Consider the following 22,259-nt stretch of genomic DNA (forward strand, 5'->3'; position numbering starts at 1 on the left):
AAGGTGGTCAACGCGCATTAACCATACGGAGCCGCGGGTTAACAAAGCGTTGCGCGGGGCGGCCGAGGCGCAAAAAGGCGCGGACAACCGAGATGTCAGTAGCCGAACTGCTCGCTCAGGATCCGCTCTTCCAGGCTGTGGCCGGCGTCGAACAGCATCCGCATCGAGATCGTCTTGTCGGAAAGCACCTCGACCCGCTGGACGTTGCGGACCTCGTCATGGTCGGCCACCGCCGCGACCGGCCGCTTGTCGCCTTCGAGCACCTCGATGATCACATAGGCGGTGTTCGGCAGCAGGGCGCCGCGCCAGCGCCGCGGCCGGAACGCGCTGATCGGCGTCAGCGCCAGCAGCGCGGCGTTGATCGGCAGGATCGGGCCCTGCACGGAGAGATTATAGGCGGTGGAGCCCGCGGGCGTCGCGACGAGCACGCCGTCGGCGATCAGCTCCGGCATGCGCTCGCGCTCATCGATCAGGATGCGCAGCCGCGCGGTCTGTGCCGTCTGGCGGAACAGGTAGACCTCGTTGATGGCGTGGTGGATGTGAACGACGCCCGCGGCATCCGTCGCCCGCATCAGCAGCGGATGAATCACCGATTCCTGCGCCGCTTCGAGCCGTCCATGCAGATCGATCGTGCTGAATTCGTTCATCAGGAAGCCGACCGTGCCGCGATGCATGCCGTAGATCGGCTTGCCCGAGCGCATGTGGTCGTGCAGCGTCTGCAGCATCAGGCCGTCGCCGCCGAGCGCGACCACGACGTCCGCCAGGTCCGGATCGGAGTTGCCATAGAGCGCGGAGAGCTGCGTCAGCGCGGCGTGGGCCTCGGCGCTCGGACTCGCAACGAAGGCGATCCGCTCATATCGCTTGGACGTGGTCATGCGTCGCAGGGCTCGCTGGTCGGTTGGCCGGTAACAGGCGCCGTGTCGTCTAGCCGACCTTGCCCGTGCTTGTCCATCGCGGCCGGTATCCTGGGGCAATGGGGCCGGGATGAGGCTGATGTGCCCGGACTGCGCGCACGCGCGGACGTCATCGGGGCGTCATTTTTCCTGCAGGCTGCGCACGGGATCCCAGGAGGGGGAGCCGGTCCCCAAGGTTGCCTTCACCCGCTCGGCGAAGAGGCGGCTCGGAGGATCGCTCGGTGCGCCTCGCCCGAAACAGTCGGCTGCTTGCGGCAGCTCGCCGGCGCGCCAATGCGCGAGGCCGGTGGCATAGCCGGTGAGCAGGACCTGTTCCTCCGGCGCGAGCTCGGTGGCGCGGCCATGCAGCTCGTAGATCTTCAGCGACTGCTCGCGACCCTTGACGCGGATGGTGTCCAGCTCGCGCCAGGCGAAGTCGGCGCCGGCAAGCGCGACCGTGCTCTCGGAGGCGATGATCGTGGTGCCGTAGAACTTGTTGGCGCCCTCGAGTCGCGAGGCCACGTTCACTGAGTCGCTCATGACGGAGTAGTTGAAGCGGCGTTGCGAGCCGAAATTACCGACCAGCGCGGCGCCGCTGTTGATGCCGATGCGCTGCGCCACCTTGATGCCCTGGAACGCCGTCGACGTATTGTTGAGCTCGGCGAGCTTCGCCTTGCAGTCGAGCGCCGCACGCGCCGCGCTGCGCGCATGATCGGGATCGTCGAGCGGAGCGCCGAACACGGCGACCACGGAGTCGCCGATGTATTTGTCGACATAGCCGTCGTGGCTTTCGATGACGTCGGTCATGGCCGAGAGATATTCGTTGGTGAGGGCCATGAGCTGCTCCGGCGTCATCTGCTCGGCGAGGCGCGAGAAGCCCTCGATGTCGGAGAAGAACACGGTGACCTCGCGGGTCTCGCCGCCGAGTTGCGGCAGCCGGCGCGAAGCGAGCATGCGGTCGATCTCGTGCGGTGCGAGGTAATAGGCAAAGCTCTTCTGCAGCAGCCTGCGGTCCTTGTCGGTGACCATGAAGCGATAGCCGGTGGTCGCTGCCAGCGCGAGCACGCCCGCTGCGAGCGGCTCCGCCAGGGGCAGCGCGTAGGCATGGTCGAAGAGAGCGGTTGCGAGCACGGTGTAGAGCAGGGCGGCCACGGCCAGGATGGCCGCTGCGGAGGCGGGCCGCAGCAGTCGGGCGAGCAGCGCGGCAAGCAGCGCGATGGTTGCGGCGATGGCGTAGATCGCAGGGCGTCCGAGTTCGGTTGCCGCGTCCTGCCGCACCAGATTGTTCACCGCCGTGGCGTGGATGTAGACGCCGGCAATGGTGCTGCGGGCGAACGTCTCGGCGATCCTGCGCTCGTCCAGCACGCAGCGCGGCCGCCGCGCGCCCTCGGCACGGGTTGCGAAGCGCTTCGAGGTGAGCCGCCGATCCTCGATCCCGACGGTGCCGAGCAGGACGACCTTGCCGGCGAACTCGCGGCGGAAATAGTCCTTGTCGCCTTTCAGCGCGCAGGCGCGCAAGTCGGCGAACGAGTAGGTCGGAATGTCCTGGGCGCCGCCGGCAAAATTCAGGGTCATGGTGCTCGGCACGCTGCCGGGCACCTTGTACGCACCGAGTGTGACGCCGTCAGCGGCAATGAGCGGCGCGGTGCCGGTTGCGCGCCCCGCCAGTTCCAGCGCCATGCTCGGGACTGCCTTGCCGTCGACCGACAGCGTCAGCGGATGGCGGCGGACGACATCGTCGCTGTCAGTATAGGTGTTGAGCGGACGAAGATTCTGCTGCTGGCGCACCGCGATGCGCTGGCCGGGCGCGGGCAGGATCGGCGGCTCGGCAAAGATCTCGCCCAGCACCACCTTGCCGCCGGCGGCCGCGGCAGCGAGCGCGCGCAGGAAGTCGCGATCGAAGCCGCGCGTCTTCTCGCCGAGGGTGCTGTCGCCGAGCGGAATCTCCGACTGCTCGATCGATGTCTGGAACACGATGTCGAAGCCGACCACCTTGGCGCCGCCATCGAGCACGGCCGTCATCACGCGGCCGATCTCGCCGGTCCATGTCAACAGCGGCGCACCCTTGAAGGGGGGCGCCTGGTAACTCTCCTCGTCGACCGCGATCACCACCGCCGGACTCGCCGCCGCATCGTGACGGTTGCCGAAGGTCTCGAAGCGCAGCCATGTCAGCGCATCCAGCGACAGGCCACGGCCGCGCTCGAAGACTGGCGACACGAACAGGCCCGCGCACGCCAGCGCGATGGCGATGACGGCAATGGCGTCGCGCGTCCGGCGTCCGATCGCCACCGATAAAAGCCTTCGGTCTCAGTTGAACCGGATCAATCGCCCGACCGCGGGTCCAGGCCCCGCCTTGGCCTGTGCGTCGACCTTGAACACGATCCGCGCGTTGCTGAAGCTCGCAACATAGGTGCCGCCGGGCGTGAGCGGGTGGCTGGTGCCGGCGAAATCGTAGAATCGTCCCTTGTATTGCCGGCCCGAGAGCTCGACCTGCTGGCGCTCGCCGGGCTGGTCGAGGCGCTCGACGACCAGCGTGCCGCGGCCCTTGGCCTCGAAGATGGGCGACGCGCTGTAGATGATCGCCTGCGCCACCGGTGCGCTGTCCGGTCCGACGCTGCGCACGATCGTGGCCGCGACCTCGCTGGTCTCGCGCGAGGTGGCCTGTGCGTGGCTGGCGTCGCAATTGACGATGTCGCTCTTGAGCGTCGCGCCGTCGACCGTGCTTTCGCCGGGGCCGACGGTGACGCTGCCGGCGCCGTTGACCGTCTCGCGCCGGCACGATTTGAGGTAGCTCATCACCACGGCGCCATCCGGGCCAAGCTTGATCACCTGGCCGGGCGCGACATAGTCCATCAGCTCGGCGCCGGCCACATCCCCCTGGACGTCCTCGACCAGCGCCGCCGGCGGGCCGGCCCAGGCCGCCGGCGGTCCAATCACGACCGGTCCGGCGAGCCCGGTGAGGGCTGCGATGATGAGCGTCGGCAACTTCATGATGAACTCCGTGATCGCGATCGGCGGCGCGCCTCTTGTCCCAAACCTGGGTGTCCCGGTGATGGGACGTCGGAAGCGCTGGAGAGGTTCGAGCCCATAACACACCTGAGGGGACCAGGCACGGGTGCTGATGTGACCTGGATCACGGAAGAGTTGCTTGAGCTTGCTCCCAAGCCGCGGTTCATGCGCTTGCAGAAATGGCGAGTTACGCCAACCGCCTGGTCGAGGGAGTGAGCTGATGGCAGGTTTGAGATCGTCCGTCGCGTGGCCCGGTCTGATGGTCTTGGCCTTGACGACAGTGCTCGCCGGGCCGGCCCTGCACGCCGAGGACGCGCCACCGGCGGCGCAGGACGCCGCAGCGCCGGGGTCACATCGCACCGGCTCGGCTGGAAATCGCGCCGCGAGCCCGCCCGGCTCAGCATCGACCGCCGAGCAGCACAAGCTGCCGCCGGACTCCACCACGACGCAGAAGCTCGAACTGCCCGGCCGCACGCTGTCGTTCACGGCGACTGCCGGTTCGATCCGCCTGTTCGACGACAAGAGCGAGCCGCAGGCCGACATCGCCTACACCTCCTATCAGCTCGATGGCGCCGATCGCGCCAGCCGCCCGGTGACCTTCTTCTTCAACGGCGGCCCTGGCGCCTCATCCGCCTATCTGCAACTCGGCAATGCCGGTCCATGGCGGATCGGTATCGATGCGGCCAGCGTGACGCCCTCGTCGAAGCCGGAGCTGATGCCGAATGCAGACACCTGGCTCGACTTTACCGATCTCGTGTTCATCGATCCCGTCGGGACCGGCTACAGCCGTTTCGTCGCGACCGGCGACGAGGTGCGCAAACGGTTCTTCTCGGTCGATGGCGACGTGCGTTCGCTGTCGCTCGTGGTGCGTCGCTGGCTGGAGAAGCACGACCGTCTCGCATCGCCCAAGTTCATCACGGCTGAGAGCTATGGCGGCATTCGCGGTCCGAAGATCGTCAACAACCTGCAGCATGACCAGGGCATCGGCATCAGCGGCCTGATCCTGCTGTCGCCGCTGATGGATTTTCGCGACTATTCCGGCTCGAGCCTGATGCAATATGTCGCGAGCCTGCCGAGCTATGCCGCCGTCGCCAAGCAGTTGAAGGGGCCGGTGACCCGCGCCGATCTTGCCGACGTCGAGCGTTACGCCAGCGGCGAGTTCCTGCTCGACCTCGTCAAGGGCGAGGCCGATGTGGAAGCAACCAATCGGCTCGCCGACAAGGTCGCGAGCCTGACCGGCATCGACCAGGCGGTCAGCCGCAGGCTGGCCGGGCGCTTCGACGTCTCGGAGTTTCGCCGCGAGTTCGACCGCAAGAACGGCCGCATCACCGGCCGCTATGACGGCTCGGTGCTCGGCATCGATCCCTATCCGGATTCGAGTCGGTCGCGCAGCTCCGATCCATCGGGTGACGTACTCACTGCGCCGCTGACCAGTGCGGCGGTCGAGCTGACGACGCGCAAGCTGAACTGGCGCCCCGAGGGCTCCTATGAGCTGCTGAGCGGAGCCGTGAACCGGTCATGGGATTTCGGCCGCGGCACCAGCCCGCCGGAGTCCACCGCCGAGCTCCGGCAGATCCTCGCGCTCGATCCCAAGCTCAAGCTGCTGGTCGGCCACGGCCTGTTCGATCTCGCCACGCCGTATTACGGCTCGAAGATCCTGCTCGACCAGCTGCCCGCCTTCGCGCGGCCGCCGCGGGTCAAGCTCGTGGTCTATCCCGGCGGGCACATGTTCTATTCCCGCGACGACGCGCGCAAAGCGTTCCGCGGCGAGGCCGAGGCGCTGATGAAGTAGGCCAAGCAAGTAGCCCGGATGAGCGCAGCAATATCCGGGTTCACACGAGCTGGGTGCGAGAACCCGCGTATCGCTGCGCTCACCCGGGCTACGCACCATGTTTGCGCCTACGCGTCCTTCTTCCGGCGCCCTTTCGGATATTTCCGCTCCATCTCGGCCTTCACCACGCGTTCGGGCCGCACCCGTGCGCCCGCGAGCCAGATCTCGCTGACGCCGGACTTGGTGCGGACTCGCCTGACCGCCTCGCCATGGCTGGCATAGCCGGCCGCGTGCACGATGCGCCCGGTATCGCGTCCGGTCACCTCGATGCGGGCGGCATCGAGGAACGGGTTGATGAACACCGGATTGGCGACCATGACCCTCTCGCCGAACGGGACGAGATCGACGGCGCCCCACAGCGTCCACCAGCGGCCGGTCCAATCGCGCGTCCTGCGCGACGGTGCGCCATGGGTGGCGAAGGCCTGCAGGATGAACTTGACGCCATTGGCCCAGCCGGGCGCCCAGCCGTCGACGGCATTGGTCAGCACGGTGATCGTGATGTCGCGCGCGGGAATGACCGAGGTGCGTGAGATGTAGCCCTGAAAGCCGCCGCCATGGCCGAACCAGTCGAAGCCGGCGGTCGTCCCGCTCATGAGCGCCAGGCCGTAATAGGCCTCTTCGACGTCCTGGGGCACGCGCCATTGCCGCCGGATCATCTCGCGCCGGCTCGCGACCGACAGCAGGCTCTTCTTCGCGTTCGGGGCGAGCTGGGCGAAGAAGCGGGCGGTGTCGGCTGCCGTCGCGACCACACCGGCGGCGGCCATGATCGCGTTGGTCGGATTGTCGCCGGGAATCACGACACGGCGGCCCACGGGGACGGTGCGCGAATGGCCGCGCGCGAACGGGATGCCCTTGCCAAGCAGCGTCATGTCCGGCGCGCTTTCACGCAAGGCCAGCGGCGTCATGATCTCGCGCTGCAGCCAGGTCGGGTAGGGCTCGCCGGTGATCGCCTCGATGACCAGGCCGAGCAGGCCGTAGCCGTGGTTGGAATATTTGAAGCGGCTGTTGGGATCGATCGCCGGCGGCAGCTTCAGCTCGGCCAGCAGCTCATCCTTGTCGAGATAGGAGCGGCCGTCGGTGAACTGGCCGGAATCCTTGCCGTCGCGGATCAGGCCCGCCGTGTGCGACAGCAGCTGGTTCAGCGTGGCCGCGGCGACGTCCGGATGCAGATCCTTGACGTATTGTCCGACGGTGTCGTCGAGCTTCAACCGCTTCTGCTCGCGCAGGCGCATGAGGGCTGCGGCGGTGAACGCCTTGGTGTGCGAGGCGATGCGGAAGCGGTGCCGCGGCGTCAGCTTCTCGCCGCTGTCGAGATTGGCGTGGCCGTAGGCCGCCTCCAGGACGATCTCACCGCGATGGGCGATCGCAAGGATGCAGCCGGGCTGCTCGGAGACCGCGACCTGAAAGGCCAGCCAATCCTTGATGTAATCGAGTGCTGCGCCAAGCCAGGGCTCCACGAGGCAATCTCCTGTCCAAAAGACGTGATGAAAATGAACTGCGAGACATCCTATCCATAGCGGACGAGGGACATGGGACAAACGAAAATGGCGCAACCCTTTCGGGTTGCGCCACTGTCGAGATCAGAGCTGCTCCGATCGCGCCGTCAGTAGACGAGGCCGGTGCCCGGCTGTTTCTCCAGCGCGTCGGCCAGCGAACGATATTCGGGGCTGTTGGTGCCGGCGAGCTGTGCGACCTTGTCGAGGTGGTACTTGGCCTGCTCGCGGTTGCCCTGTTCGAGCTGCCACAGGCCGTAATACTGCCAGGTGCGCACGTGGTTCGGATCATCCGCCAGGGCCTGCTCGTAGTACTGCTTGGAGGCCTGGTAGTTGCCGAGCTTGCGGTAGGAGTAGCCGATCAGGTTGGCGACGTCGGCGACGTCCTCGCGGTTCAGCGCCTTGAGCTGCTGGATCGCGGTGGTGTAGTCGCCGCGATCATAGATCGAGGTGTAGGCCGTGCGATAGGCCGCCAGGAACTTCGGATCTTCGATGCTCGAGCTCTTGTCCTTCTTCTTCTTGCCCGAATCCGACGCCGGCGGCGCAGACGGGGTATCGCTGCCCGCGGCATAGGCCTTCGACAGAAGCAGCGGCCCGGAGGCCACGGCCATCGAGAACAGAGCCAGCGTGGCAATCCTGATCGCAGACTTTTTCATTCGTATCTCCCGAGTTGTCGATCCAACAGGTGACTGCGTACGGAGAAGAACTCCCGCAGCTGCGAAATATTCCCGGCCATTTGCGCGGATTTTGCGCCGCGATCGGTGCATTATACGGACGACATGATGACAGACCAGTCACCTCGATGACTATCCCTTCATGTCCATGAACTGAAAACACCGCTTTACTTCAGGGTGGGTTCAGTGCCGGTTCCCTATCGTCGTCTCCATGATCACGAGCCTATCCGGACTGGATGGTGCCTCCAGATCTTCACATCACGGAGATGACCATGCTGAAGTCAATGTCTGTTGCGCTGCTCGCCGCGTCGATCCTGGCTGCGCCCGCGTTCGCCGCTGGTCCTGCAAAAACCGATACGTCCGCGAAGTCCAGCCAGACCACTGGCACCGCGAAGACCGATGTGAGCAAGACCGATGCGGCCAAGACCGACGCCACCAAGCCGGGCGCGATGCAGGCCGGCGACAAGGCCAACGAGATGAAGCCCACCGTCGGCAAGACGAAGACCAAGCCGCATGCCTCGCTTGTCCGCCACAAGCATCGCCACGTCGCGCATCTCAGCCATCACAACAAGGTGAGCCTCAAGCGCGTGACGCCGGCGACCCGCCGCGGCTGATCCGGCCACGGCCTGGCCAAGCCAGATCTGATCGTCGACCGCCGGAGCGCCAGAGTGCTCCGGCGGTCGCGGCTTGACGAAGGCGTGAGCCGGGACGGATTTCCCGGGTGTCGGCTTTGAGCTAGAACGACCGCGGGATTGGCTTGCAAGAGTTGGGCGCCGTGGGGATGGGGAGATCGAGCTGGTGGCCGGCGACCGTGCTGGCGCTGCTGTTGACCGGCTGCGCGAGCGGCGGTCCGGCCGCGTTCATGAGCGAGGACAATCGCGGCATCGCCTATACCGGTGATCGTGGCGTCGGCAGCCAGCCGTTTCCGACCAACCACCGCAGCGAGATCCTGTCCTATCTGAGGACCTACCTGAACAATCCGGTCGGGGTGCGCGACGGCGTCATGGCGGAGCCGGTGCAACGGACGGTCGGTGGCCGGCTGCGTTATGTGAGCTGTCTCCGCTATGCGGCGCGCGAGTCCGACGGCAGCTACCGTCCGGCGCAGGAGCGGGCGGCGGTGTTCGTCGACGGCCGGTTCGACCGCCTGGTCGAGGATGCCGGCGAGCTCTGCGCCGGGTCGACCTACACGCCATTCCCGGAGCTGGCCGGCCTCACGCGTTAGGCCGCGGCGTTTTCGACGGCCTGCCACGTCGTCGCAGCGCCTTGCCAAGCGGTTCGTCCGATCACAAATCAGGGACGGGCCGAACGCTTTGTCGCCTTGCGGCGACCAAATGTCGGGCGAGGCGTCAGCTTCACGAAATATTCGGGAAGCCTATGGAACAAAAGGCCTTTGTTGCCCTCTGGTGACACCGCAGCAGCAATCACAGCTGCGTCACCGCCGCCGGGCAACCCAAATGCGGCCATGATGTTCGATAGATGTCGCAAACGAATAACGGGGACGTCCCATGAAGCGGTTTTTGATCAGTGCAGTGGCCTTGACCACCTTGGCTGCCCCGGCTTTCGCCGCCGACATGCCTCCGCGCACCTACACCAAGGCGCCGGTCTACACGCCCCCTCAGGCGATCTACAACTGGACCGGCTTCTATCTCGGTGGTCACCTCGGCGGCGCCTTCGCCGGCAACAACAGCCTGGAAGGCAACAACGGGCGCTTTCTCGGCGGCGTGCAGGGTGGCTTCGACTACCAGTTTGCCCCGAACTGGGTGCTCGGCATCGAGGCCCAGTACAGCTGGATGGACCGCAACACGACCAATTTCGGCTTCCCGGGGGCGACGGTCGTGACCTCGACCGGCGCCAACCAGCTCGGCTCGGTCACCGGCCGTCTCGGCTACACCTGGGGACCGGCGTTGCTCTACGCCAAGGGCGGTTACGCCTGGCGGGACGGCAACAATCTCGGGGTGAGCGTCGCCGGCGTGCCGACGGGCTTCACCACGTCCGGCAATACCAAGGACGGCTACACCGTCGGCGCCGGCCTCGAATACATGTTCGCGCCGAACTGGTCGGCCAAGGCCGAATACCAGTACTACAATTTCGGCAATACGACCTTCACGGGCGGACCGGCTCCGGTCGTGGGCAGCCGCTTCAACGGCGACGAGCATACGGTCAAGGTCGGCGTGAACTATCGCTTCGGCTGGGGCGGGCCGGCCGCCAGCAAGTACTAAGCGAGGTCGCGAGCCCCTGGCCGACGGCTTCCGGGTCGAGCGTATCGCGCCTCAATTCCAACACGCCCGCGCCGTCTGGTGCGGGCGTGTTGTTGTCCGGCGGGTGGCCGGCGATGGTTTCGAGGACGCTCACGCGGTGCGAAAAAATTTTCAAACCTTCGTGAAACTTTCGCCATCAGTTGATATTATCAGTCCGCCGGTTTGATGGATCATCCCACATGCGTATCTTGGTGTCCGTGCTGTTGTTGTCGGCGGCTGTTTTGCCGTGCTCCGCCCAGACCGTCCTGAAGTCCGAACCGTTGATGCTGGCCCCCTACGAGGTGGCGCTGGTGCAAACCGCGTCCTGCCCGTCGGGCAAGGTGCTGAAGGTGACCGGTGCGATCCGCGGCGTCAGCCGCAAGCGCGCCTGTGTCGCCCTTCCGGCCGAAACGGTATCGCTGGCGACGGCGACGCCCTGAGAACGGGCTTCATGGCGACCTTCCAGCGGGCAGCTCCGGCTGCCCGCTGATCGCGGGTCTGTCTGTCGAAAAATCCTTGATCAAGGCAAGTCGTCCGCGGGAGCGGACGGGCATGAATGCGTGAATGTCTTCTGCCGGCGGCTTCGGTCTGGGCACGCCGAGGCTCCGGGATCAGCCGTGCATAGAGCCTATGGTATCATCCAAGGCGCGCTTCCGCCGCAGCCGCTCAGGATGCGAACGGGATGTTGAACTCCTGCTCGGCTTCGGCACGGTTCTGCCAGGGATCTTCCTCGGGCTCGGCGGCGCAGGGCCGGATCTCGTAATCATTGTCGAGCTGCAGATGCGCGGTCGATCGCGCATTGATCATCACGTCCACCACCAGCCCACTCTGCCGCGCCAGCCTCCAGACGTCTCCCTCGGTCGGATAGGCCTTGCTCAACTTGGCGTCGTTGCAAAACAGCGCGTAGGGCATTCCAAACAGCTCCGGAGAAGCGAAGGATGAACCGAGAATGAACGGCACGTGCAGCGAGACACTGGCGCGCCTGAGGCAGGAAAGGGGCCTTTTCGGGCGCCCGAGTCGTAAACGAGTCCTAAATTTTTGAAAAAAGAATCCGTGGGACTCCGGGGCTAGAATCGCCAGATGGTTAAACCCATGGGAACCGATCTCCACATCTTCTGCGGGCGGATCCAGCTGACGCTCGCCTTTGGGCTGCTGCTCGCCTTCGTCGCCAATGTGGCGCTGCTGTGCGCCTGGCTGTGAGCCGGCGTGTCGATTGCGGATACGTTTGTGTACCCTCGGCCATCGGAGATCCTTGGCGCGGTCGCCTTTAGTCCTCAGGGAGGGCGCTCCGTCCGGCCGATGCTTTCAGGCGCGCGAGTGTCGCGCTGAAATATTCCTGACGCTCCCGATTGAAGCGCTCCTGATGGGCCCGGAAGCGCGCGACGCGGGCGCGAATCTCCGCCTGCATGTCGCGCTGGAGATCGAGCTGCGAGGCGATGCTTGTGAAACGCTCCCCAGGGACCGGGCTCGCGGTGGCGAACGAAGCCTCGGACGCGATGGCGTCGGGCGCTCTCGGCCTTGCAGGCTCCCCCACAGCATCGGAGATCTCAACTTGCACGTTGCCGCCGCGACGTGCCTCGGTTTCGACGGTGTTCGCCATCACGTGCTCGACAGCGGCATGCGTCGGGCGACCGGCCACGGCCTGCTGCGGTGTGATGGGGGTGCCGACCGGAACGGTCGGCAGCTCGAACTGGGCGAAGTCGGCGGGCTTGCCGGTGACCGACTGCACGAAGGCCATGGTCTGCGCGATCAGCGCATCACGCTCTTCTTTCCACGTCATGACGCTTGTCCCCCGATGCCTCAATTGCAACAAAAGCGGCTGACGAAATCAAGTTGAAGACCAGTGACTTCTGGGGATAAGCAGGAGTTCTAGGTGAGATGTGACAACAATATTGCCACAGTCTGAACCCGTTTCGTCCCCACCCGCCAAAGGCGATACCGGAAATCCAGTCGCGTACAAATGGTTCCTAAGCGGCGGGTTTTTCCGGAGCTCTTCTTGACAGAGGAGGGCGGCTCGCCCCTATGACCGAGCCGCCCCGGACTTCGGGGATCATCTGCTCGCAACCTTCGTGCACCGTCCGGGCACTTCGCAGTCTTCGATGGACAACCCTTCACGCTCCGAGCGGTCGCGCAAGGCCGCGCTCACCGCCGCCCTCACCATCATCGCCCGCGATGGTCCGGGGCGGCTGACGCTCGACGCCATCGCCCGCGAGAGCGGGCTGAGCAAGGGCGGCCTGATGCACCAGTTTCCCAACAAGGAAGCGGTGCTCAAGGCTCTGCTGGAACAGCAAATCCTGCATTTCGACGAATTCGCCAGCAGGTACAGGGCTGAAGCCGGCAAAGCGGCTGATCAGCCCGAGCTCGCGACGCAGATCGCGATCTCGCGGGAGCTGATCGCACAGCAATATTCGGTGGCGCAGGCCATGCTCGGGGCGCTCGCCCAGGAGCCGGGATTGCTGGCCGATGCCCGTGCCAAGGATGCCGAGAGAGTAGCCGAGATCCGCGGCGAGGCCGATGACGCCGATCTCGCGGTTCTGCGATGGGCGGCGGCACGTGGGCTTGCCTTGATGACGATGCTGCGCGTCTCGCCGCTGGAGCAGCCGGACCTGGACCGTCTGTTTGCCCGCCTGCTCGACGACCAGCAATGGACTGCATTCCGGCAGGCCGGGACGACCGGGGAGCGGTGACACCCTCGAGCTCGGCGCCATCTCCAGCCTTGGACGGTTCAATCTGAGCGAAGTCGGGCTGGCTTGCGTCCGATGGCGCTCGATGCCGCCGGAAGTCCCTGTCGACCGCGCATTCCTTCTCATTCGATTTGCCATTTACAAACCGTCTAGTCGGTTTATAAAGATGATCATGTGAGGCGCTGGCAGCGGCGCCGCAGTCGTGGAGAAGGGGATGACGAGTCGATTTCGGATGTCCGGCTTCGCTGCGATCGCCGCCGCAGGCCTCTGCGCGGGGTGCAACACGGTGACGCCGGTGGCCTATACCGGAGTGGCGTCGGCGCGCTATCTGGCGCCCAACACATCCGATCCCTCGGGCCGGGTGCCTTACCGCTACGCGGCTGCCGCCGACTGGCGCAGCTATGACAAGGTGACGGTCGATCCGGTCGTGATCTATCGCGGCGCGGATCACCAGTTCGGCGACATGTCCGATCGGGACAAGGCTGCGCTTGCCGCCTACATGCAGCAGCGCTTCCTGGAAAGTCTCTCGACACGCTTCCAGATCGTCCATCAGCGTGGGCCGAATACCCTGCGCGTGCGGCTGACCCTGACCGGCGCCGTCGCCAATACGCCGGTGCTCGGCATCGCCTCCCGCTTCGATCTCGCCGGAGCCGTCTACAACGGCGTGCAGAGTGCACGCGACGGAGAAGGACTACTGACCGGCTCGGTGTTCTATGCGGCGGAGATTTTCGATGCCGCGAGCGGACGACTGCTCAGCGCCTTCGTCAGCAAGCAATATCCCTCGCCCTACGACATCAAAGCCAGCGTTGGTGCGCTCGCGGCCGCCGAGGCCGGAATCGATAAGGGCGCCGAGGCCCTGGTCGCACAGCTCCAGTGAGCGGGCCGTGCGAACGATCGCGCCGCGCGGGCAGATGGCACCGCATCGGACGAGCGCGTGGCTCGAGGCCATGGAGACAATGAGGTCCCTGGACATGACATTGAGATTCGTTCTGCGCGTCGGGTTGCGCATCGTCGTCAGTCTGCTGCTGTCGATGGCGGAGGGCCGTGGTCACGCCGCTCCCGTCGGCGATCCGGTCGGCACATGGTTGACCGAGGACGGCCGCGCCCGCGTCCGCATCGAGCGCTGTGGCGCGATGGCCGACCGCGTCTGCGGCTACATCGTCTGGATGAAGGAGGTGGCGGATGCCAAGGGGCAGCCGTTCCGCGACCGGCTGAATCCCGATCCGGCCAGGCGCGGCCGTCTGCTGCTCGGCCACCAGATGCTGCTCGGCCTGAAGCTGAACGCCGACGGCCGCCACAGCGGCGAGGTCTACAACGCCGAGGACGGCAAGACCTATGCCGTCTCGATCTGGCGCGATGGCCCGAAGATTCTGGCGGTCAAGGGCTGTCTGCTCGGGCTGTTCTGCGCGACGCAAGGTTGGGCGTTGGTCACTGATCAGGTGCCCGGCCAACTCATCGGAGCGACCGGCGCGGGCGGCGGGCCGTTGCCGGATCCAGAGTGGACTGCGCCCAGGCCGCCGTCGGCGAGCGGCATCGCCAAGCCAGCCGTCAGGACGAGGGCGAATTGACGCCTAAAGCCGGTGACAGCCATTGCCGCAGCAAATCCCAGCTGCACGGAAGCTGGTGCCGGCTGAGGGGATTGAACCCCCGACCTTCGGTTTACAAAACCGCTGCTCTACCGCTGAGCTAAGCCGGCGAAGGCACATTGGTGGCGCAGATCTCGTCGTCAGTTTGCGACGAGGTCTCGCGAAGCGCGGTGTTCCTACCAGAGTTGATGCAGTCCGGCTACTCCCCGCGTGAACGCCGCTTCTCCCATCAGCCCAGCAAAAAGGGGCGGCCGTTGGGCCGCCCCTGTCGGAGCCGATCGTCGAAGCCGCTCCGGCTCGATCTTTACTGGCAGATGTGCATCAGCCCGTCGCTGCCCTTGAACATGGTGCCGGGGCGGCAGACCAGGCCGTTGCGGGTCGCGTAACTGTTCCAGTCGCCATAGTAGCCGTTCGGGCCGCGATCATAGCTCGGTTGGCCGTAAGAGGGGCCGGGACCGTAGGCATAGGCGTCGGCGGTGCGGAACGGCGCGGTGGCGATGGCGCCGGCGGTTCCGATGGCTGCGCCAGCAACACCCGCGGCGGCGCCGACGGCACCGGCGGCGACGTCAGCCGGCCAGAAGCCGGTGCCGCGGCGATTCCAGTCGTTGTTCCAGCCATTGTTGGTCCAGCCGGCGTCGGCGCGCTGCTGCATCATCGCGCCGTCGTGGCGGGCCATGTGGTGGCGGTGGTGCATGTCGCGCGCCATGGCCGGGCCGGCCAGCGCGGTCGCGAGAACAGCAGCCCCGAGAATTGCAGATCTGATCATGGATGACTCCGTCGTTGCGCCCCAACTCCTAAGTTCCTCCGGCCGCCGCCGTTCCGCGGTCACGCCGTTTTTCACGACGGCCGGCGGCGCGCGTTGTCGACACTGATCGCGATCGTCGCGTGCGGGGCTAGCGGGCCAACCGGGCGGTTGAGGGAGCCGTCGGGCTGGTGACATCCGCGATCGGGCTGCGCACGATGGTCGCGACCGCGCGGGCTGATGATCAGCCATTAACCCTCACGCGTGAACCCGACCGGAGCTTTAACCCGGAATGATGGCTCGCGCGTTAGTCTTACCGGCAGATTGATGTGCGCGTTTAACCCATCAGGGCGCGCGTTGCGGTATTTGTAGGACGGCAACCGGGGCGTGAATTCATGCGTATTGCAACGGCTTTTGTGATTGTGATCGGGACCTCTTCCGCCGCGCTCGCGAGCGAAGGCTTCGAGATCGTCATTCCCCAGCGACCCGGCGTGCCCGTCGTCATCGACGGCATCGATGCCTCCTATGCTGTCGTCGAAGGCCAGTCCAGTCTCGGCAAGGGTCAATACATGCAGCCCACGATCTATGGCGGCCGCACGGTCCCGCCCGAGCCATATGTCGGCCATTACTATCCGACCCTCGGAGCGAGGCCCGGCTATGGCCGGATGGAGATCGAGCCGCCGGCCGATCGCAAGCTGCCGAAACCCGCCGAGAGCTATTCCCGCTCGTGGGGCGCTCAATCCCAGATGCAGCCGCCGGAGCCGGCGGTGCCGATGTATCCGCCTGCCGTCATCCTGGCTCCGCCCGATGGTGATCCGCGCGGCTATCCCAATCGGCCGCCGGCCTACCGCCGCTAGCGAGCAACTCACCATCGACAGCCAAACACAAGCAAGACAAGCAAGAACAGATCAACAGGAGAGAATTATGCGTGGAGTAATTTCAGGACTTGTCGCGATTGCCGGTCTCGCCGTCGCCGGCAGCGCACCGGCCGCGGCCTGCGGCGCCACCGCCTGCGGCCCGTGCGGCTACGCCACCCCCTGCGCGCCGCAGGTCACCTATCAGCCGACGGTCACCTATCAGCCGACCGTGACGTACCAGCCGACGGTGACGTATCGGCCGCAATATTTCTATCAGCCCGGCTACACCTATGGCCACGGCTGCGGCGCCTGCGGCGCGAGCTATGAGCGGCTGTCCGAGCCGACCCGGCAGTATTATTACGTCAACCAGGGGCCGACCTACAGCGGTCCAGGCGCCTTCGCGCCGTATCCGGCCTATGAGGAGCAGGCGCTGCCGGTCTACAGCTATCACCATCGCCGCCACGCCTATCGCTGGGGCGCCTCCCCTTACTATCACGGCCAGCGCGTGCTGCGCCGCTACTACTGATCCGGACATTCGTTCAGGCCAACGCCCGTGCGCCTCGGCGCGCGGGCGTTTGATCATTTCGGCATCAATCCGATCCGGGTCGCGCCGATATAGAGCGCGAGCACGGCGGCATTGGAGACGTTGAGGCTCTTGATGGCGCCGGGCATGTCGAGCCGTGCCACGACGCTGCAGGTCTCGCGCGTCAATTGCCGCAGGCCTTTGCCCTCCGCGCCCAGCACCAGCGCGAGCGGCTCGCGCAAGGCGACCGCCGCGATGTCCTGCTCGCCCGCGCTGTCCAGCCCCACCGTCTGGAAGCCGCGCTCGTTCAGGCGCGTCAGGGCGCGAGCGAGGTTCTGCACCGTGATGATCGGCACCAGTTCGAGCGCACCGGAGGCTGATTTGGCCAGCACGCCGGTGGCCTCCGGGCTGTGGCGGGCGGTGGTCACGATCGCCTTCACGTCGAATGCTGCCGCCGAGCGCAGGATGGCGCCGACATTGTGCGGGTCGGTGATCTGGTCGAGCACCAGGATCAGCCCCTCGGCCGCGAGCGTGTCGATGTCCGGCGAGGGCAGGGGATCTGCCTCCGCCAGCAAGCCCTGGTGCACGGCGTCCGGACCGAGCCGCTGGTCGATCTGGCTGGGGCGCACGATCTCCGGCGTCACCCTTGTTTCGATCCGCTCGTCGGCGAGCCGCCGCGCAGCGTTCTCGGTCAGGTAAAGTTTGCGAATCCTCCGCTTCGGATTGGCCAGCGCCAGGGTCACGGTGTGCCAGCCATAGAGAATGACGGGGCCATCCGAGCCGTGGTCGCGTTCACGCCACGGCTGCGGCCGCTCGAATCCGCGCGGTTTGCCGGAGAATTTGCCGCCCGGACGGCGAAAAGGGGGCTTTCGGTCGCGTTCGCTCATGGCACGAGCTTCTGTCACGGCCTGCGGATTCTGGCAATTTGGCACCGCTCAGGCGGGAAAATTCGTCGTCCCTTGGTTGACTTCGAGGGGCGGGTTCGATCATAAGGGCCCCGGCCGCGCGCGCCCGCTCATCCGGGCCCCGCGGTCTTACCGTCTCCATGGCGCTGATGGTCCCCGACGCCGCTGTTCCGCGGCCGGCCCGAATTGCCATCGATACGGGGGAGTGTCCCGAGTGGCAAAGGGAGCTGACTGTAAATCAGCCGCCTCATGGCTTCGCAGGTTCGAGTCCTGCCTCCCCCACCATCTACTGCCTTTCAGCTCGACGAGATTTTCGAGGGCAATGGACCCCCTTAGCCATTGTTTCGCTGCAGACCGTGCGTCGAAATATATGCCTCGCATCTCGGGCCCGGCGGTCGGTCGCGATATTCATTGGATCCTTCGTTGTTCCTTGATGCCGGGGCGGCGATTGCTCACGGCCGTCGTGGCGGGCCGGCGTGGCAATGGCGTGCGACTGATCGCCTGTTGCCGTTCCGCTGTGTCGCTTGAGGGCCCATCTCACTTAATGGCGCGGAAGCGGTCCATATTGAAGACAAACACGAAAAACTCGACATTCTCCGAGGCGAGATTTTTCTTTGTGAAATAAATAGCTGACTTTAAATCACCGCCTCGGCTTTACTTCATTCCCACTGCTTTGATTTTGCTTCAGATTCTGAAATCCCCGCTCCGGAGAATATGGCGGAGCGTAGCTATTCTGCCACAACCGGTCGATTTTTCGCCGCAACTGTGGCGAGTCGCGTTGCGAGCCGATCTCGGGTTTGTTATCGGTTCCGTATGTTCAAGAGCATATATACACCCATTTTGATATGCGTTGTGGGAATGAGCTTCAGCCCGGCATTGGGCGCTGAGCCGTTCACCATCCAGGATGCCATCAACCAGGCGGTGAAGACCAATCCCGGCGTCGGGGAGGCCGCAGCCAACCGGCGGGCCACCGAAGCCGAGCTTCGCCAGTCCCAGGGCACGCTGCTGCCGCAGGTCCGGCTCGATGCGAGCGCCGGGCCGGAGATGCTCAAGCAGTATGTCTCGCCGTCGCCGAGCAATAACGGCCGCTACCTGCGCGGCCGCGAGGCCGGCGTGGTGGTCCGCCAGTTGCTGTTCGATGGTTTTTCCTCGATCAATGAAGTGTGGCGACAGGCCGCGCGGGTCGATGCCGCCGCGTACCGCGTGCTGGAGCGAACCGAGCTGATCGGTCTCGATGCCGCCGAAGCCTATGTCGACGTGGTGCGCTACTCCAGGCTGGTCGCGCTGGCCGACAAGAACCTCAAGGTTCATCTCGAACTGCGCAAGAACGTGCTGGCCCGTTTCCAGGGCGGCCGGGCCGGCGAGGGCGACACGCAGCAGGCCGAGGAGCGGGTCGCGGCAGCACAGGCCGTGCTCGAAGAATTCCGTCTCAGCCTCGAAGTGGCGCGGGCGAAGTACCGCAAGGTCGTCGGCGTCGAGCCCTATAATCTGCGTTTCCCCGGCCGGCTGTCCGACATGCCGCGCGACAAGGCGGAATCGCTCGACATCGCCTACAAGTTCAATCCGACCCTGCGCGCTGCCGCGGCGGACGTGACGGCCGCCAAGCGCGGCTTCGATGCCACCACCGGCACCTTCCTGCCGACGCTTTCGCTGGAAGGCCGCGCGACGACCGGCAAGGAATCGATCACCTACAACAATCGTTACGACGAAGTCAGCGGCAAGGTCGTTGCGTCCTGGGATATCTTCAACGGCGGCCAGAACAGCTGGCGCCGCGAGGAAGCCGCGCAGCGGATGATCCAGGAGCAGCAGAAGCATGCTCGCCTGCAGCGCGATGCGCTGGAGTCGATCGACAAGGCCTGGGCGGCTCGGATCATCACGGCTGATCGCGTCTCGGCTCTCGTCCGCGATGTCGAAGCGGCCCGCCGCACCTTCGTCGCCTACAACAAGGAGTATGAGCTCGGCCAGCGCACGCTGATCGATCTCCTCAACTCGCAGAACCAATACTTCAACGCCAACGTGTCGCTGGTGTCTGCGCGCGGTGTGGTGGTGTTCGCGGACTATCAGCTGCTCGCCGCGATGGGCCAGATGCTGAACTACCTGAAGACCGGGCATCCTCCGGAGACCGAGCCGGTGGATACGCCGAGCGGCTTCATCGGCTACAGTCTGGCTCCCATTCGGCTGAGTGCGCCGGCGCCCGGACCGCAGCCGCTGAGCTCTGCAGGCCCGGTGCCGCTGTTCGGCCTGCATGATGGTACGCCGAAGCATCCTGCACCGATTACCTTTGGGGATCGGTGGGCCTCGAGCGATCCCGAGGATACGACGTTGTTTGTTACCTCCGGAAAGTACGGCGGATTTGCTCAGAGCCTCAACGGGCCCGCGTCGAAATAGCTGCAACTAACAAAAGCCGGTGCATCTCGCGCCGGCTTTTCACCATATGCATTTACTTTGCGCTGAGATTGTCGAGAAACACCCGTAAAAGTCTCGAAAAAGTCGGGTGCAGGCCAAAGAACTGGGCTAGAGCAAATTATTAGCAAGAAGCGATGGGTGCAGGCCCGCGTGGGTCGTTGGGCCAGATGGATTTCCGAGGCGTTGTTGAATATTCGTCCGACAAGGTTCGAGCTCGAAGAGACGGCGCATGTGATGCCGCAGATGAGCACAGCCGTACCGGCAGCTGATCCTCTCAGCGACAGTCTGCTTTACCTCGCAGCTCATCACGGCCGCGCCTTGAGCCGCAGCGCGCTGCTGTCCGGACTGCCGCTCGAAAGCGGCGTGCTCAGCATCGCGCTGTACGAGCGCGCCGCGCAGCGGGCCGGGCTCGAGGCGCAACTGGTCGAACGGCCGCTGAGCGAGATACCCGCGCTGGTGCTGCCCTGCGTGCTGATGTTTCACGACGGCACCACGCGCATCCTGCTGACGATCGACGAGGCCGCCGGCCGTCTCACCATCGTCGATCCCTCGCGCCGCGAACAGCCGGCGATCGAGCGCTTCGAGGCGGTCGCGGCGCGATATGTCGGCTTCGCCTATCTGGTGCGGCCCGCCGCAGTCGTCGATCCGCGCGTGGCGGCGGCCGGCGAGGTGTCGAAGACGCACTGGTTCTGGTCGGTGGTCAGCCGCTTCGGCGCCAACTACGGCCATGTCGCGATCGCCGCATTCATCGTCAACATCCTGGCGCTGGCGGCGCCGCTGTTTACGATGAGCGTGTACGACCGGGTGATTCCGAATGGCGCGATCCCCTCGCTGGTCGCGCTCGGCGTCGGCCTCATGCTGGCCATCGGATTCGACTTCCTGCTCAAGGTGGTGCGCAGCCGCATCATCGACATGACCGGAAAGAAGATCGACGTGGTGCTCGCCGCCAACATCTTCGAGCACGTGATGTCGCTGAAGATGGACAAGCGGCCGCCATCGGTCGGCATCCTCGCCAACCAGCTCCGCGACTTCGATTCGGTGCGCGAGTTCTTCACGTCCGGTACCGTGGTCTCGGCGACCGACATGCTGTTCGCGGTCGTTTTCATCATCGTGTTGTTCATCATCGCGGGTCCCATCGCCTGGATTCCGCTGCTGATGCTGCCGGTGATGATTGCCGTCGGGCTGCTGATCCAACGGCCGCTCGAACGCGCGATGCGGCAGATGCAGGCGCAATCCGCCGCGCGTCACGGCATCCTGGTGGAATCGCTGAACGGGATGGAGACAGTCCGCGCGGTCGCCGGCGAGAGCCGCGTGCAGACGGTGTGGGAGCGCTCGGTGGCGGCGCAGGCGCGCTCCAGCGAGGACGTCCAGTTCTGGGCGTCGATGGCGATGACCGCGGCGAGCGTCGCGAGCCAGTTCTGCAGCCTGCTGCTGGTCGTCGTCGGCGTGTTCCTGATCCTCGACGGCAAGCTCTCGGTCGGCGCGCTGGTGGCGGCCAACATGCTGTCGGGGCGCGTGCTCGGTCCGATCGCAGGCATCGCCGGCCTGATGACGCGCTTCACCCAGACGACGTCGGCGCTGCGTTCGATCGACCGGCTGATGTCGCTGGACCGTGAGCGTCCGCCGGAAAAGATCTACGTCGCGCGCGAGATCAACCAGGGCCGCATCCAGTTCAAGAATGTCAGCTTCTCCTATCCGGGAAGCCAGACCAAGGCGCTCGACAACGTCTCCTTCGACATCAAGCCGGGCGAGAAGATCGGCATCATCGGCCGCGTCGGCTCCGGCAAGACCACGGTCGGCCGTCTCGCGACCGCGTTCTATCCGCCGACCGAAGGCAGCATCCTGATCGACGGCATCGACATCCAGCAATACGATCCGGCCGATCTGCGCGCCGGCATCGGCTTCGTGCTGCAGGACACCGACCTGTTCTACGGCAAGCTGCGCGACAACATCACGCTCGGCCGCCCCGCAGCGACCGATGAGGAGGTGCTGGAGGCGGCGCGGCTCGCCGGCGTCGAGACCTTCATCGCGGGCCATCCGCAGGGCTATGAGATGATGATCGCCGAAGGCGGCCGCAGCCTGTCGGGCGGGCAGAAGCAGGCGATCGGGCTGGCGCGCGTGCTGATCCGTAAGCCGCGCGTGCTGTTCCTCGACGAGCCGACCGCGCATTTCGACGTTCGCAGCGAGGGCGAATTCCTCGAGCGCCTGAAGTTGCTGGCCAAGGGCGAGATGTCCATCATCGTCTCGACCCACCGGCCGTCGTTGTTGTCCCTCGTCGACCGCATCCTGGTGTTCGACTCCGGCAAGATCGTCGCCGACGGGCCGACCGCGCAGATCCTCACCATGCTGCGTCCGCAGCCGCCCGCGGCGGCGCCGGCCGCGAGCCACACCGCGAAGCCGGTCCAGGGGACGAGGTGAC

The 22,259-nt window shown here is 65.6% G+C and carries 22 protein-coding genes and 2 tRNA genes; 14 read left to right on the top strand and 10 right to left on the bottom strand.

What is annotated here, in order from left to right; all coding sequences use genetic code 11:
- Positions 1–95 precede the first annotated feature (95 nt).
- The 3 genes from ACQR10_RS11945 to ACQR10_RS11955 form a co-directional block, all read right to left on the bottom strand.
- The gene (locus tag ACQR10_RS11945) at positions 96–875 is read right to left on the bottom strand and encodes an NAD kinase (RefSeq protein ID WP_434911959.1); all 780 of its coding nucleotides are present in this window, start codon (positions 873–875) and stop codon (positions 96–98) included.
- A gap of 159 nt (positions 876–1,034) precedes the next feature.
- Positions 1,035–3,182, bottom strand: a complete 2,148-nt coding sequence (locus ACQR10_RS11950) for a CHASE2 domain-containing protein (protein ID WP_434911960.1) — start codon at positions 3,180–3,182, stop codon at positions 1,035–1,037.
- An 18-nt stretch (positions 3,183–3,200) separates the two neighbouring features.
- A complete protein-coding gene (locus ACQR10_RS11955; protein WP_315801038.1) occupies positions 3,201–3,884 on the bottom strand; it encodes a hypothetical protein in 684 nt (227 codons plus the stop codon).
- Positions 3,885–4,122: 238 nt separating this feature from the next.
- On the opposite strand from ACQR10_RS11955, the gene ACQR10_RS11960 reads away from it, so the two are divergent.
- The gene (locus ACQR10_RS11960) at positions 4,123–5,694 is read left to right on the top strand and encodes a S10 family peptidase (RefSeq protein WP_434848736.1); all 1,572 of its coding nucleotides are present in this window, start codon (positions 4,123–4,125) and stop codon (positions 5,692–5,694) included.
- 107 nt (positions 5,695–5,801) lie between these two features.
- Here ACQR10_RS11960 and ACQR10_RS11965 read toward each other — a convergent pair whose 3' ends face one another.
- Together ACQR10_RS11965 and ACQR10_RS11970 are read right to left on the bottom strand one after the other, a co-directional pair.
- Positions 5,802–7,190, bottom strand: a complete 1,389-nt coding sequence (locus tag ACQR10_RS11965) for a serine hydrolase domain-containing protein (protein WP_434838373.1) — start codon at positions 7,188–7,190, stop codon at positions 5,802–5,804.
- Positions 7,191–7,336: 146 nt separating this feature from the next.
- Positions 7,337–7,882: a tetratricopeptide repeat protein gene (locus tag ACQR10_RS11970; RefSeq protein WP_315801035.1), complete on the bottom strand. Its 546-nt coding sequence runs from the start codon at positions 7,880–7,882 to the stop codon at positions 7,337–7,339.
- A 290-nt stretch (positions 7,883–8,172) separates the two neighbouring features.
- On the opposite strand from ACQR10_RS11970, the gene ACQR10_RS11975 reads away from it, so the two are divergent.
- The 4 genes from ACQR10_RS11975 (at position 8,173) to ACQR10_RS11990 (ending at position 10,577) form a co-directional block, all read left to right on the top strand.
- Positions 8,173–8,514, top strand: a complete 342-nt coding sequence (locus ACQR10_RS11975) for a hypothetical protein (protein ID WP_315801034.1) — start codon at positions 8,173–8,175, stop codon at positions 8,512–8,514.
- A 161-nt stretch (positions 8,515–8,675) separates the two neighbouring features.
- The gene (locus tag ACQR10_RS11980; protein ID WP_434911961.1) at positions 8,676–9,122 is read left to right on the top strand and encodes a hypothetical protein; all 447 of its coding nucleotides are present in this window, start codon (positions 8,676–8,678) and stop codon (positions 9,120–9,122) included.
- Between the two features lie 283 nt (positions 9,123–9,405).
- Positions 9,406–10,119 carry an outer membrane protein gene (locus ACQR10_RS11985; RefSeq protein WP_316216006.1) on the top strand — a complete coding sequence of 238 codons (714 nt, stop codon included), beginning with the start codon at positions 9,406–9,408 and terminating at the stop codon, positions 10,117–10,119.
- Positions 10,120–10,337: 218 nt separating this feature from the next.
- The gene (locus tag ACQR10_RS11990; protein WP_315737532.1) at positions 10,338–10,577 is read left to right on the top strand and encodes a DUF6719 family protein; all 240 of its coding nucleotides are present in this window, start codon (positions 10,338–10,340) and stop codon (positions 10,575–10,577) included.
- Between the two features lie 226 nt (positions 10,578–10,803).
- Here the strand turns inward: ACQR10_RS11990 and ACQR10_RS11995 are convergent, their stop codons facing one another.
- Positions 10,804–11,049: a hypothetical protein gene (locus ACQR10_RS11995; RefSeq protein WP_315714645.1), complete on the bottom strand. Its 246-nt coding sequence runs from the start codon at positions 11,047–11,049 to the stop codon at positions 10,804–10,806.
- Between the two features lie 180 nt (positions 11,050–11,229).
- Here ACQR10_RS11995 and ACQR10_RS12000 point away from each other — a divergent pair, with 180 nt between their 5' ends.
- Complete coding sequence (locus tag ACQR10_RS12000) at positions 11,230–11,337, top strand: hypothetical protein (protein ID WP_041750859.1); 108 nt, start codon at positions 11,230–11,232, stop codon at positions 11,335–11,337.
- 67 nt (positions 11,338–11,404) lie between these two features.
- Here the strand turns inward: ACQR10_RS12000 and ACQR10_RS12005 are convergent, their stop codons facing one another.
- Positions 11,405–11,917 carry a hypothetical protein gene (locus ACQR10_RS12005; protein ID WP_434884261.1) on the bottom strand — a complete coding sequence of 171 codons (513 nt, stop codon included), beginning with the start codon at positions 11,915–11,917 and terminating at the stop codon, positions 11,405–11,407.
- 319 nt (positions 11,918–12,236) lie between these two features.
- On the opposite strand from ACQR10_RS12005, the gene ACQR10_RS12010 reads away from it, so the two are divergent.
- The 3 genes from ACQR10_RS12010 (at position 12,237) to ACQR10_RS12020 (ending at position 14,389) form a co-directional block, all read left to right on the top strand.
- The gene (locus ACQR10_RS12010; RefSeq protein ID WP_434911962.1) at positions 12,237–12,824 is read left to right on the top strand and encodes a TetR/AcrR family transcriptional regulator; all 588 of its coding nucleotides are present in this window, start codon (positions 12,237–12,239) and stop codon (positions 12,822–12,824) included.
- A gap of 211 nt (positions 12,825–13,035) precedes the next feature.
- Positions 13,036–13,698, top strand: a complete 663-nt coding sequence (locus ACQR10_RS12015) for a DUF3313 domain-containing protein (protein WP_434911963.1) — start codon at positions 13,036–13,038, stop codon at positions 13,696–13,698.
- 94 nt (positions 13,699–13,792) lie between these two features.
- On the top strand, positions 13,793–14,389 hold the full coding sequence (locus tag ACQR10_RS12020) for a DUF2147 domain-containing protein (protein WP_434911964.1): 597 nt from the start codon (positions 13,793–13,795) through the stop codon (positions 14,387–14,389).
- A 53-nt stretch (positions 14,390–14,442) separates the two neighbouring features.
- Here the strand turns inward: ACQR10_RS12020 and ACQR10_RS12025 are convergent.
- Positions 14,443–14,517, bottom strand: a tRNA-Thr gene (locus tag ACQR10_RS12025).
- Positions 14,518–14,711: 194 nt separating this feature from the next.
- The gene (locus ACQR10_RS12030; protein ID WP_316216010.1) at positions 14,712–15,173 is read right to left on the bottom strand and encodes a hypothetical protein; all 462 of its coding nucleotides are present in this window, start codon (positions 15,171–15,173) and stop codon (positions 14,712–14,714) included.
- A 371-nt stretch (positions 15,174–15,544) separates the two neighbouring features.
- Between ACQR10_RS12030 and ACQR10_RS12035 the strand changes: the two genes are divergently transcribed.
- On the top strand, positions 15,545–16,006 hold the full coding sequence (locus ACQR10_RS12035; protein WP_315801025.1) for a hypothetical protein: 462 nt from the start codon (positions 15,545–15,547) through the stop codon (positions 16,004–16,006).
- 67 nt (positions 16,007–16,073) lie between these two features.
- Entirely contained in the window at positions 16,074–16,532 is a 459-nt protein-coding gene (locus ACQR10_RS12040; protein ID WP_316216011.1) for a hypothetical protein, read from the top strand.
- Positions 16,533–16,585: 53 nt separating this feature from the next.
- Here ACQR10_RS12040 and rlmB read toward each other — a convergent pair whose 3' ends face one another.
- The gene (gene rlmB, locus ACQR10_RS12045) at positions 16,586–17,416 is read right to left on the bottom strand and encodes a 23S rRNA (guanosine(2251)-2'-O)-methyltransferase RlmB (RefSeq protein WP_316177041.1); all 831 of its coding nucleotides are present in this window, start codon (positions 17,414–17,416) and stop codon (positions 16,586–16,588) included.
- A 217-nt stretch (positions 17,417–17,633) separates the two neighbouring features.
- Here rlmB and ACQR10_RS12050 point away from each other — a divergent pair.
- From ACQR10_RS12050 to ACQR10_RS12060, 3 genes are all read left to right on the top strand, one after another.
- Positions 17,634–17,719 (top strand) — tRNA-Tyr (locus ACQR10_RS12050).
- Between the two features lie 573 nt (positions 17,720–18,292).
- Positions 18,293–19,822 carry a TolC family outer membrane protein gene (locus tag ACQR10_RS12055; protein WP_434911965.1) on the top strand — a complete coding sequence of 510 codons (1,530 nt, stop codon included), beginning with the start codon at positions 18,293–18,295 and terminating at the stop codon, positions 19,820–19,822.
- A 252-nt stretch (positions 19,823–20,074) separates the two neighbouring features.
- Positions 20,075–22,258, top strand: coding sequence for a type I secretion system permease/ATPase (locus ACQR10_RS12060; protein ID WP_410051411.1), 2,184 nt, complete (start codon positions 20,075–20,077; stop codon positions 22,256–22,258).
- Position 22,259 lies beyond the last annotated feature (1 nt).

The sequence above is a fragment of the Bradyrhizobium sp. HKCCYLRH2060 genome (genome assembly GCF_051168135.1).
GTDB lineage: Bacteria > Pseudomonadota > Alphaproteobacteria > Rhizobiales > Xanthobacteraceae > Bradyrhizobium.